Here is an 11848-nt window from a genome sequence, read left to right as displayed (position 1 = left end):
GGGCAAGCCCCCTCCCACATTGGTCTCGTGCCTAGTTCAAGAAACCATCGGCGCGCAGCAGGGTTTCCAGGCAATGTTCGGTGATGTGGTAGAACGCCTTGAGTTCCTGGATCTTTGCCAGCAACTGCGTATTTTCCAAAGGCTCTGCGCGTTTGACCGCCAGGATCATCTTGTTCTTGTTGGTGTGCTCCAACGAGATGAACTCGAACACCTTGGTCTCATAGCCACAGGCTTCAAGAAACAGGGCACGCAGGCTGTCGGTGACCATTTCTGCCTGTTGGCCCAGGTGCAGGCCGTATTGCAGCATCGGCTTGAGCAACAGCGGGCTCTGGATCTGCAGGCGAATCTGTTTGTGGCAGCACGGCGAGCACATGATGATCGACGCGCCGGAACGGATGCCGGTGTGAATCGCATAATCGGTGGCGATGTCGCAGGCATGCAGGGCGATCATCACGTCCAGCTCGCTCGGCGCGACGCTGCGCACGTCGCCGCACTTGAACACCAGCCCAGGATGCTCCAGGCGCGCAGCGGCGGCGTTGCACAGGGTCACCATGTCATCGCGCAGCTCGACACCGGTCACTTCGCCCTCGGCCTTGAGCGTGTTGCGCAGGTAGTCGTGGATCGCAAACGTGAGATAGCCCTTGCCCGAGCCGAAATCGGCGACGCGCACCGGTTGGTCGAGCTTCAAAGGCGAGGACGTCAGCGCATGGCTGAACACTTCGATGAACTTGTTGATCTGTTTCCACTTGCGCGACATCGACGGAATCAGCGCCTGCTTGGCATCGGTCACACCCAGGTCGGCAAGGAACGGCCGGCTCAGGTCGAGGAAGCGATTTTTCTCGCGGTTATGTTCGGCTGACGGCGCCTCGCGCAACTGCTGCGGTTTGCTTTTGAACAGCGAACTTTTGTTTTTTTTGCTGTATTCCAGCTGGGCTTCGTCCGTCAGCGACAATAAGTGCGCGTTCTTGAACGAGGCCGGCAGCAGTTCGGCAACCGCCGCCACACCGTCCGCCTGGGGGAAATTCTTGGTGATGTCGCGGGTCTTGTAGCGGTAGACGAAGGACAGGCACGGCTGCTCCTTGACCGTCACCGGCTTGATGATCAGCCGCTGCAGTTCGGCCTCCGCGCCCACGTACTTGGCCAGCACCAGCTTGATAAAGGCGTTCTGCGCCAGGCTGGCGCTCAGCAGTTCGAGGAACTGGGCGTGATGATCCGGCGCAGGGCGGGCCGGTTGAGCGGTGACGGACATGAGCTAAAACGCCTCGGGTAAAGAATGCCGGGCATTTTAGGAGGGATGACCCGCCAGGGCACGGAGTTATTTGACCAATGGTCACTACAGTTCCAAATGTGGGAGGGGGCTTGCCCCCCCTCCCACATTTTTGTTCAGTGTTGGCTGTTCTATTCCAGTACGACCAGGCGGTTGGGCAGCTCGTTGCGAGCCTGCGTCACCGGCACATGCACCTTGAGCAATTCACCACACGCCTCGATGCAGGCAATGAAGCCGGCCAATGTCTGCCCCTGCTTCACCTGCTGGGTGAACGCCTTGACGATCCCATCCCAACTGCTGTCATCCAGGCGCTTGGAAATGCCCTCATCCACCAGGATTTCCACATAACGCTCCGCCTCGCTGACGAAAATCAGCACCCCGGTGCTGCCCAGCGTGTGGTGCAGGTTCTGCTCCAGGAACTGGCGACGTGCCAGGTTCGAGGCGCGCCAGTGGCGGACCGAACGCGGGATCAAGCGCGTGGTGACCTTGGGCAAACGGAACACCAGGCACAACACAATGAAGGTCGCCCACTGCGCCAGCAACAAGGTATACATGGTCAGGTAGCCCGACAGGTAATGCACCACACCGGGCACCACCAACGCGATCAGGCTGGCCCACAGCAACGGAATGTAGGCGTAGTCATCGGCACGCGCAGCCAGCACCGTGACCAGTTCGGCGTCGGTCTGTTGCTCGACCCGGGCAATCGCTTCGGCCACTTGGCGCTGCTCGTGTTCAGTCAGTAATGCCATGGTTGTAGATGCTCTTTTCTCGTTATTGTCATTACCAGCCGCCCGAAGCCCCGCCACCGCCGAAACCACCACCACCGCCGCGGAAACCTCCGCCACCGCCGCCCCCACCACCGCCCCGTCCGCTGCTGCTGAGGATTGCCAGCAGGATAGCGCCCACCGGCAGGCCCATGCGATTGCACAGCCACAACACACCGATCAACAGGATGAACAAACCGATGGAAAACCCGGGATTGTCCTTGGCGAAATTCGCATCCGCCACATGGGCCGGCACGGCCAAAGGTTCACCGCCCACCACCTGGATCATCGCCGCGACACCGTCACTGATGCCCTGGCTGAAATTGCCGGCCTTGAACTTGGGCGCGATCACCTGGTTGATGATCACCCAGGACTGCGCATCCGTCAGCACGCCTTCCAGGCCGTAACCGACTTCGATGCGCAACTTGCGCTCGTCACGGGCCACGATCAACAGCGCGCCGTTGTCCTTGCCCTTCTGGCCGATCCCCCACTGACGGCCCAATTGATAACCGTAGTCTTCAATCGGCACGCCCTGCAGGTCGGGCACGGTGACCACCACGATCTGGTCGCCGGAGGTCTGCTCCAGCGCCTGCAATTGCTGAGTCAGTTGCTCGCGCACCGCCGGGTCGATCATCTGGGCGTTGTCCACCACCCGCCCGGTCAGGGCCGGGAAGGTCAGGGCCGCCTGGGCAGAGCCCAGGCAGGCCAGCAGCCACAGCGCCAGGCCTATCCGTAATAAACGCATCGACACCTCAAGGCAGCGTTATTTGAACTTCACCTGCGGCGCCTTATCGGCGTCGGCGCTGGTGGCTTCAAACGTGGCGCGGATCGGCAGGTCGCTGTACATCACGCTGTGCCACAGGCGGCCCGGGAAGGTGCGGATTTCGGTGTTGTAGGCCTGCACGGTCTGGATGAAATCGCGACGGGCCACGGCGATACGGTTTTCGGTACCTTCCAGTTGCGACTGCAACGCCAGGAAGTTCTGGTTGGCCTTCAGGTCCGGATAGCGCTCGGACACCACCATCAAACGGCTGAGTGCACCGCTCAAGCCATCCTGGGCCTGCTGGAACTGCTTGAGCTTCTCGGGATTATCCAGGGTGCTGGCATCCACCTGGATCGAGGTGGCCTTGGCCCGCGCTTCAATCACGGCGGTCAGCGTGTCCTGTTCGTGGGCGGCATAGGCCTTCACGGTTTCCACCAGATTGGGGATCAGGTCGGCGCGGCGCTGGTACTGGTTCTGCACCTGGCCCCAGGCGGCCTTGGCCTGTTCGTCCAGGGTCGGGATGTTGTTGATGCCACAACCGCTCAGCACGCTGCTGATCAATAGCAATGCCGCGGCCTTGAAGCCCCAACGGTAAGTCTGTGCTGCTTGCATGGTGTTTCTCCTGCCCAATCTGGATGGAATTTGACGACTAACCCTATAAACCACGCGCTTGGGGCATAATCCGCCACCACTGGAATGCTTCGAGCCAATCAGCTACAAAGATGCCCAGCGCGAAAAAGAGTTCAGAGTGTGCTGCATTTATCTGAACAACACCCGAACAACAATAGTCGCTCCCCACATTTTGGCCGATCAGCCTGACCGCTGTGCAGTGAGCCGAAAAAGGATATTCATGAAGAAGCTGTGTTTGCTCGGCCTTGTTGCCACTCTGGCCAGCCACCCCGTATGGGCAGAAACAAAGCCTGCTGCGCTTAAAGACAAGGACGCCTTCGTCAGCGACCTGCTCAAGCAGATGACCCTCGATGAAAAGATCGGCCAGTTACGCCTGATCAGCATCGGCCCGGAAATGCCCCGCGAGCTGATCCGCAAGGAAATCGCCGCCGGCCGCATCGGTGGTACGTTCAACTCCATCACCCGCCCGGAAAACCGTCCGATGCAGGACGCGGCCATGCGCAGTCGGTTGAAGATCCCGATGTTCTTCGCCTACGACGTCATCCACGGCCATCGCACGATTTTCCCGATCAGCCTGGCCCTGGCTTCCAGCTGGGACATGGACGCCATCGGCCGCTCCGGGCGCATCGCCGCCCAGGAAGCCGCCGCCGACAGCCTCGACATCACCTTCGCGCCGATGGTCGACATCTCCCGTGACCCGCGCTGGGGCCGCACCTCCGAAGGCTTCGGCGAAGACACCTACCTGGTGTCGCGCATTGCCGAAGTGATGGTCAAGGCCTTCCAGGGCGCCAGCGCCGCGAACGCCGACAGCATCATGGCCAGCGTCAAGCACTTCGCCCTGTACGGCGCGGTGGAAGGTGGCCGCGACTACAACGTGGTCGACATGAGCCCGGTCAAGATGTACCAGGACTACTTGCCGCCCTACCACGCGGCGATCAAGGCCGGTTCCGGCGGTGTGATGGTAGCGCTCAACTCGATCAACGGCGTGCCCGCCACCGCCAACACCTGGCTGATGAACGACCTGCTGCGCAAGGACTGGGGCTTCAAGGGCTTGGCCGTGAGCGATCACGGCGCGATCTTCGAGCTGATCAAGCACGGCGTGGCCAAGGACGGGCGTGAAGCCGCCAAGCTGGCGATCAAGGCCGGCATCGACATGAGCATGAACGACACCCTGTACGGCAAGGAATTGCCAGGGCTGCTCAAGTCCGGCGAGATCGAACAGAGCGACATCGACAACGCCGTGCGCGAAGTGCTCGGCGCCAAGTACGACATGGGTCTGTTCAAGGACCCGTACCTGCGTATCGGCAAGGCCGAGGATGACCCGGCCGACACCTATGCCGACAGCCGCCTGCACCGCGCCGATGCCCGTGACATCGCGCGCCGCAGCCTGGTGCTGCTGAAGAACCAGAACCAGACGCTGCCGCTGAAAAAATCCGCGACCATTGCGCTGGTCGGCCCGCTGGCCAAGGCCCCGATCGACATGATGGGCAGTTGGGCCGCCGCCGGTAAGCCGGAGCAGTCGGTCACGTTGCTTGACGGCATGAACGCCGTGATCGGCGACAAGGGCAAGATCATCTACGCCCGCGGCGCCAATATCACCAATGACAAGGCGGTGGTCGACTACCTCAACTTCCTCAACTTCGACGCTCCGGAAGTAGTGGATGACAAGCGTGCGCCCCAGGTGCTGATCGACGAGGCGGTCAAGGCGGCCAAAAATGCCGATATCGTGGTGGCCGCCGTGGGCGAGTCCCGTGGCATGTCCCACGAGTCCTCCAGCCGCACCGACCTGAATATCCCGCAAAGCCAGCGCGACCTGATCAAGGCCCTCAAGGCCACCGGCAAACCGCTGGTACTGGTGCTGATGAATGGCCGGCCGCTGTCGATACTCGAGGAAAACCAACAGGCCGACGCCATCCTGGAAACCTGGTTCGCCGGCACCGAAGGCGGCAATGCGATTGCCGACGTACTGTTCGGCGACTACAACCCGTCGGGCAAGCTGCCGATCACCTTCCCGCGTTCGGTGGGGCAGATTCCCACCTATTACAACCACCTGAGCATCGGCCGGCCGTTCACGCCGGGCAAACCGGGCAACTACACCTCGCAGTACTTCGATGACACCACAGGTCCCCTGTTCCCGTTTGGCTATGGCCTGAGCTACACCACGTTCGGCTTGTCGGACATGGCGCTGTCGTCCACCACCCTGAACAAGACCGGCAAGCTCGACGCCAGCGTCACGGTGAAGAACACCGGCAAGGTCGACGGCGAAACCGTGGTGCAGCTGTACATCCAGGACGTGGCCGGCTCGATGATCCGCCCGGTGAAAGAGCTGAAGAACTTCCAGAAGGTCATGCTCAAGGCTGGAGAGGAGCGCACGTTGCACTTCACCATTACCGAGGAAGACCTGAAGTTCTATAACGCCCAGCTGAAATTCGCCGCAGAGCCGGGTGACTTCAATGTGCAGATCGGACTGGACTCGCAGGATGTGCAGCAGCAGAGCTTTGAATTGCTCTAAAGCTTGAACTCGGTCAAAAATGTGGGAGGGGGCTTGCCCCTCCCACATTTACCTCATTGTTCTTGTTAACCGCGCCGATCCAGCAGATTGACGACCAACCGATCAATCCACCCCCACACCCGCTGCTTCACCCGCCGCCACAATGGCCGCGCCTTCCAGGCTTGCAAACTGACCGCCTGGCTCTGCGCAAAATCACGCTCGAAACTGCCCGCCACCGCCCGCGTCAATTCAGGGTCCAACGCCTCCAGGTTGGCTTCCAGATTGAAGCGCAGATTCCAGTGGTCGAAGTTGCACGAACCAATGCTGACCCAGTCATCCACCAGCACCATCTTCAAATGCAGGAAGCACGGCTGGTACTCAAAGATCTGCACACCCGAACGCAGCAAACGCGGGTAATAACGGTGCCCGGCGTAGCGTACCGACGGGTGATCGGTGCGCGGGCCGGTGAGCAGCAAACGCACATCCACCCCGCGCCCCGCCGCACGGCGCAAGGCGCGGCGCACACTCCAGGTGGGCAGGAAGTACGGCGTGGCCAGCCAGATACGCGTCTTGCTGCTGTTCAGGGCACGGATCAGCGATTGCAAAATATCGCGGTGCTGACGGGCGTCGGCATAGGCGACGCGGCCAAGGCCAGGCCCGCTTGCAGGCACCTTGGGCAAGCGCGGCAGGCCGAAATGCGTGGCCGGTTTCCATTCCCGACGGGCCGCGTTGGCGTGCCATTGGCGGTCGAACAGTGCCTGCCAGTCGAGCACCAAAGGCCCGCTGATCCGCACCATCACTTCATGCCACTCGGCACTGTCCTGGCCTGGGGTCCAGAATTCATCGGTGACGCCGGTGCCGCCGACCACCGCGACTGCCTGGTCGATCAGCAGCAACTTGCGGTGGTCGCGGTACAGGTTGCGCATCCAGCGTCGCCAGCTCAGGCGATTATAGAAACGCAGCTCCACCCCCGCGTCGGTCAGGCGTTTGCGCAGCCCGAGGGTAAACGCCAGGCTGCCGTAATCGTCGAACAGGCAGCGCACCTGCACGCCGCGCTGCGCCGCGAGCACCAGCGCCTGCACCATCGCTTCGGCACAGGCGCCGGCTTCCACCAGGTACAACTCCAGGTCGACCTGCCGCTCGGCGCGGGCGATACCCACCAGCATCTGCGGGAAAAAATTCGGGCCGTCGATCAACAGCTCGAAACGGTTGGCGCTGCGCCACGGGAACACTGCGCCGCCCATATCAGCGCGCCGTGAAGATCAGTACCGCACCCACCGGCACCGACAAACTGATCGACTCAAGCCCTGCCGCTTTGCGCAGCGCCGCCACACCGGGCGACAGGTCGAAGTCCTGGGCGTGCACCACTACCGGCTCCAGGGTCACCACTTGAAAGCGTCGGTCGTCCAGGCGCGTGGCCAATAGCTCAGCGTTGTAGGTCTGGGTCTTACCGTGCAAGGTGATGCTCAGCGGCAGGCGCAATTCAATTTGCGCGCCGGGGGCCAGGTCATTGATCGGCTGCAGGTTGATCTGGGTGCTGATCAACGCTTCGGGAAACTGCTTGATCTTGAACAGTTCCTTGCGCATGCGCTCGTCACGCAGCGGGACGCCACTGTTGATCGACTCCAGCTCCACTTGCACCTGGGCCGCGCCGTTACTGTCGACCTTGCCGTGCAGCACGAGAAAGCGCTGCACTTCGGCGATTTCGGTGTTTTTGGTGGTAACGAACGACAGGCGTGAGGATTCGTTATCCAGGTACCAGTCGGCCTGGGCAGGCACGGCGGCACAGGTCAGCAAGGCGAAGACAAGGGGTTTGACGTTGAACATAAGGGCTCAGGGGCGAAAAATCTGCACGAACAGTAAGCGCAATGTCCCAACCGGCGCAAATCCAATGTGGGAGGGGGCTTGCCCCCGATAGCGGTGGGTCAGCAACTCATCCTGTGACTGACACGCTGCCATCGGGGGCAAGCCCCCTCCCACACGGGTGATGTGTGTTTCAGGGATTCAGACGACAGCCCTGGCGGTCGCCCAGCCACCGCGCCGTATGCGTGCGCCCCAACCCGCTCGCCGTCACTTCACTGCGCTCGGGATTATCATTGAAAGCGCTGGTCGGCACGTATTGCTTCACATAGCCACGGCAGTAATCGGCGGGTTGGTTTGCCACGTAGCGACACGAGCAATACTCCTTGGCCGTGTACGCCGCGATGATGTCGGGAAAGGCTTGCAGGTTGACGCGCTCGTGCCACACCCAGCCCAGCAACACGAGCAACAGCGCCAGCAAGACGCTGATAAACGGATGACGACGGATCATGAGCGCACCGCCGCCAGCACGCGCTTGAGCAGTTCGTTATGGCGATAGCTGCCGTCGCGGTCGTCGCCATAGCGCACGATGACCAGGTGTTCGCCCGGCAGCACGTACAGCGCCTGGCCCCAATGCCCCAGGGCGGCGAAGGTGTCGGGCGGTGCGTCGGGCCAGGGTTGGGGCGTGCCCTGGTTGAGCCACCATTGGCCGCCGGGCACGGCTTCATCCTGGCCCGCTTGGTAGTGGTCGAAGGGCCGGCGGTTGAACGCGACCCACTCCCTGGGCAGCAATTGGCGTTCGTTCCAGCGCCCATCCCGCGCCATCAGCAGCCCGACCCGCGCCAGGTCGCGGGCGGTGAGGTAGGCATAGGATGAGGCGACGAAGGTCTCATCGGCGTCGGTTTCCCAGGTCGCGTTACGAATGCCCAGCGGCTTGAACAACGCGTCCCACGGGTAGCTCATATAGGCCTTATGCCCGAGCATGCCTTTGAGCGCGGCGGACAGGATATTGCTGTCGCCGCTGGAATAGCGAAACGCCTGGCCGGGAGCATCGGCGGCCTCGGTTTTAGCCGCGAATTGCGCCATGTCGGCGCGGCCACGGGTGTAGAGCATCGCCACCACCGAGGATTTGAGCGGCGCGTACTCGTAGTCTTCCTGCCAGTCCAGGCCCGAGGCCCAGTGCAGCAGGTCGGCCATGCTCACCTTGGGGTGCTGTTTCATCGGTGGGTAAAAGCGCGCGGCGGGGTCGCTCAGTTTGAAGCGGTTTTCGCCGTAGGCCACGCCCAGCACGGTTGCCATCAGGCTTTTGCTAATCGACCAGGTCAGGTGCGGCGTGCTGGCGGTGGTGGGTGCGGCGTAGCGTTCGTAGATGATTTCGCCATCGCGGATCACCAGCAACGCGTCGGTGCGGATGCCTTGGCGGGTGTTGTCGTCACGGGGCGGGAAAGCGTAGGCATTCAGCGCGTCGACGGCAGGACCTTCGACCAATCGGCCCGTCACCCAATCCTGGCCCGGCCAGGTTTCGGCGCAAGCGCCAACGCTGAGAAACAGCAGAACAACGCACAGCAGGCCTCTGACCATGGGCACCAACTCAAGGGGCATTCAAGCCCGCGAGCGTAGTGCAGGCCGATGACAGATTTGCGACAACGGGCCTGTCATCCAACGGTCACCGTAACTTCATGGAGATGACACCGAGGCTACATAGCCTGACTTTGGACAACAAAGTCGACTGGCCGCACAACCTGGCCGGCACTCGGAGACTCGCTATGACTCAGCTCGCCCGCATCAGCGACACCGGCAATGAACGCCGTCTGCAAGCCGAACGCCTGGTTGGCGCCAAGGCCTTGCAGGAAGCCCAGGCCCTGCGGTTCAACGTGTTCAGCGGCGAATTCAACGCCAAGCTAAAAGGCGCGGAATTGGGTTTGGACATGGATGACTATGATGTTCACTGCAGCCACATTGGCGTGCGTGACTTGAACAGCGGTCGACTGGTGGCCACCACCCGTTTGCTCGATCACCAGGCCGCCAGCACCCTGGGCCGGTTCTACAGCGAAGAGGAATTCAGCCTGCATGGGCTGCTGCACTTGCAGGGCCCGATCCTGGAGATCGGCCGTACCTGCGTCGACCCGGCCTACCGCAACGGCGGCACCATCGCGGTGCTCTGGGGAGAGTTGGCCGAGGTGCTCAACCAGGGCGGCTACAGCTACCTGATGGGCTGCGCAAGCATCCCGATGCACGATGGCGGCATTCAGGCCCACGCAATCATGCAGCGCCTGCGCGAGCGCTACCTGTGCAATGAACATCTGCGCGCCGAACCGAAAAAACCGCTGCCGGCGCTGGACCTGCCCTCCAACGTCATCGCTGAAATGCCGCCGCTGCTCAAGGCGTACATGCGCCTGGGCGCGAAGATCTGCGGCGAACCGTGCTGGGATGAAGATTTCCAGGTGGCCGACGTGTTCATCCTGCTCAAGCGCGATGAGTTGTGCCCGCGTTACGCCCGCCACTTCAAGGCAGCAATGTGATGGGCCGCCTGCGCGTGTACGGGCGCATCGCCCGGGTGCTGCTGGTGGTGGTGTTGGGCTTGAGCATGGCCAGTGTGTTTGGCCTGTTCGAGCGCCTGGGAGTGGCCAATTCGATGGTGCGGCGCCAGCGCTGGTCGCGCTTTTTTATGGCGCGGCTGACCAATGCCCTGCCCTTTCGCGTGACGGTGCACGGTGAATTGCCGACGCAACCGATGCTGTGGGTGAGCAATCACGTGTCCTGGACCGATATCCCGCTGCTCGGTGCCGTGGCGCCGATGTCGTTTCTGTCCAAGGCCGAAGTGCGCACCTGGCCGGTGGCGGGCTGGTTGGCGGCGAAAGCCGGCAGCCTGTTCATTCGCCGTGGCTCGGGTGACAGCCAGTTGATCCGCAAACAGATGACCCGCCATCTGGAGCAACAGCACCCGCTGCTGATGTTCCCCGAGGGCACCACCACCGACGGGCGCAGCCTGCGTACCTTCCACGGGCGTTTGCTGGCCAGTGCGATCGATGCGGATGTGGCGCTGCAACCGGTGGCGATCCGTTACCTGCGCGATGGCCAGGTGGACCCGTTGGCGCCGTTTATAGGTGATGACGATTTGCTCTCGCACCTGATGCGACTGTTCGGCAATGACCAGGGCGACGTGGAGATTCACGTGCTCAAACCGATTGCCTGCGCTGGGCAGGAACGTGCGGCGCTGGCGTATCAGGCGCAGCAGGCGGTGCAGAAGACGCTGTTTGGGCCGGTCCCAGAAGCTGAACAGATAGAGGTTCGACCGGCATTCGCGGCTTGAAGCAGGCACGGTCAAAAATGTGGGAGGGGGCTTGCTCCCGATGGCGGTATGCCAGTCACTGCATAGGTTGACTGAGCCACTGCTATCGGGGGCAAGCCCCCTCCCACATTTAGTTTTGGGCGGTCAGTTGGAGGTGTGCAAATGCCTGTAGCTCTGGGTAGAACTCACTGAAGTCTTTGCTCAGCGGCTCATACAGCTCCCGCAATTCCTGCATCGCAAACCCCAGCTCCTCAGGCTGGGTCAGCCGCCGCGAGATCCCCCGCAACACCTGCCCCATCACCTCGAATTCACGGTACGAGCCCAGCCAATCATCCGCTGCCATCCAGGGTGCAATCTGCGCCAGACGCCCCGGCAACTGCGGCTCCGCGGCGAGCACGCGGTACACCTGCGCGGTGAAGTGCTCCAGAGGTTGGTCGGCATACAGCGCCCAATCCCGCGCCAGGCAGTGATCGAAAAACACATCCAGAACAATTCCCGCATAGCGCCTGCGTGTGAGGCCAAAGCGCGACAACGCCTGCCCCACCAGCGGGTGACTGTCGGTAAAGCGGTCGATGGAGCGATGCAGCTGAATCGCCGCTTCGATGGAGGGGCTGAACTGGCCCTGCAAGCGGCCTTTGACGAAGTCGCCATACAGGCTGCCCAGCAGTTGCGCAGGCAGTTGGCCGCCCAAGTGCAGATGTGCGAGATAATTCATGGCGCGCAGTCTACCACTGCCGACGACGTATCGTTATAACCCGATATACCCAATCCGCCTGACCTCAGAGCAAAATCATATTGGTATATCGGGATATAACGATTTAAGGTTCGCCTCATCGCGATA

At 61.9% G+C, this 11848-nt stretch carries 12 protein-coding genes; 3 read left to right on the top strand and 9 right to left on the bottom strand.

Annotation, left to right across the window (positions count from 1 at the left end):
• Window positions 1-31 precede the first annotated feature (31 nt).
• From C4J94_RS07220 to C4J94_RS07205, 4 genes are all read right to left on the bottom strand, one after another.
• Window positions 32-1249 carry an SAM-dependent methyltransferase gene (locus C4J94_RS07220; protein WP_124385538.1) on the bottom strand — a complete coding sequence of 406 codons (1218 nt, stop codon included), beginning with the start codon at window positions 1247-1249 and terminating at the stop codon, window positions 32-34.
• A 149-nt stretch (window positions 1250-1398) separates the two neighbouring features.
• Entirely contained in the window at window positions 1399-2016 is a 618-nt protein-coding gene (locus C4J94_RS07215; protein WP_124385537.1) for a TPM domain-containing protein, read from the bottom strand.
• Window positions 2017-2047: 31 nt separating this feature from the next.
• A complete protein-coding gene (locus C4J94_RS27995) occupies window positions 2048-2776 on the bottom strand; it encodes a YgcG family protein (protein ID WP_124385536.1) in 729 nt (242 codons plus the stop codon).
• 18 nt (window positions 2777-2794) lie between these two features.
• Window positions 2795-3406, bottom strand: coding sequence for a LemA family protein (locus C4J94_RS07205; protein WP_124385535.1), 612 nt, complete (start codon window positions 3404-3406; stop codon window positions 2795-2797).
• A 238-nt stretch (window positions 3407-3644) separates the two neighbouring features.
• On the opposite strand from C4J94_RS07205, the gene bglX reads away from it, so the two are divergent.
• Window positions 3645-5936 (top strand): beta-glucosidase BglX, encoded by a 2292-nt coding sequence (gene bglX, locus C4J94_RS07200; RefSeq protein ID WP_124385534.1) that lies wholly within the window; start codon window positions 3645-3647, stop codon window positions 5934-5936.
• Window positions 5937-6001: 65 nt separating this feature from the next.
• Here the strand turns inward: bglX and C4J94_RS07195 are convergent, their stop codons facing one another.
• The 4 genes from C4J94_RS07195 to C4J94_RS07180 form a co-directional block, all read right to left on the bottom strand.
• Window positions 6002-7159: a phosphatidylserine/phosphatidylglycerophosphate/cardiolipin synthase family protein gene (locus C4J94_RS07195; protein ID WP_124385533.1), complete on the bottom strand. Its 1158-nt coding sequence runs from the start codon at window positions 7157-7159 to the stop codon at window positions 6002-6004.
• A 1-nt stretch (window position 7160) separates the two neighbouring features.
• Complete coding sequence (locus C4J94_RS07190; protein WP_124385532.1) at window positions 7161-7742, bottom strand: YceI family protein; 582 nt, start codon at window positions 7740-7742, stop codon at window positions 7161-7163.
• A 169-nt stretch (window positions 7743-7911) separates the two neighbouring features.
• Window positions 7912-8226 carry an amidase gene (locus tag C4J94_RS07185; protein WP_124385531.1) on the bottom strand — a complete coding sequence of 105 codons (315 nt, stop codon included), beginning with the start codon at window positions 8224-8226 and terminating at the stop codon, window positions 7912-7914.
• Window positions 8223-9296, bottom strand: coding sequence for a serine hydrolase (locus tag C4J94_RS07180; RefSeq protein ID WP_124385530.1), 1074 nt, complete (start codon window positions 9294-9296; stop codon window positions 8223-8225). The genes C4J94_RS07185 and C4J94_RS07180 overlap by 4 nt, the downstream gene beginning before the upstream one ends.
• A 185-nt stretch (window positions 9297-9481) precedes the next feature.
• Between C4J94_RS07180 and olsB the strand changes: the two genes are divergently transcribed.
• Complete coding sequence (gene olsB / locus C4J94_RS07175; RefSeq protein WP_124385529.1) at window positions 9482-10237, top strand: L-ornithine N(alpha)-acyltransferase; 756 nt, start codon at window positions 9482-9484, stop codon at window positions 10235-10237.
• Window positions 10237-11028 carry a lysophospholipid acyltransferase family protein gene (locus C4J94_RS07170; protein WP_124385528.1) on the top strand — a complete coding sequence of 264 codons (792 nt, stop codon included), beginning with the start codon at window positions 10237-10239 and terminating at the stop codon, window positions 11026-11028. The genes olsB and C4J94_RS07170 overlap by 1 nt, the downstream gene beginning before the upstream one ends.
• A gap of 109 nt (window positions 11029-11137) precedes the next feature.
• Here the strand turns inward: C4J94_RS07170 and C4J94_RS07165 are convergent, their stop codons facing one another.
• Complete coding sequence (locus tag C4J94_RS07165) at window positions 11138-11722, bottom strand: ACP phosphodiesterase (protein ID WP_124385527.1); 585 nt, start codon at window positions 11720-11722, stop codon at window positions 11138-11140.
• Between the last annotated feature and the right edge of the window lie 126 nt (window positions 11723-11848).

This window comes from Pseudomonas sp. R5-89-07, from assembly GCF_003851685.1.
Lineage (GTDB): Bacteria > Pseudomonadota > Gammaproteobacteria > Pseudomonadales > Pseudomonadaceae > Aquipseudomonas.
The sequence above is the reverse complement of the archived record's forward strand: the minus strand, read 5'-3'. Positions and strand labels throughout refer to the sequence as shown.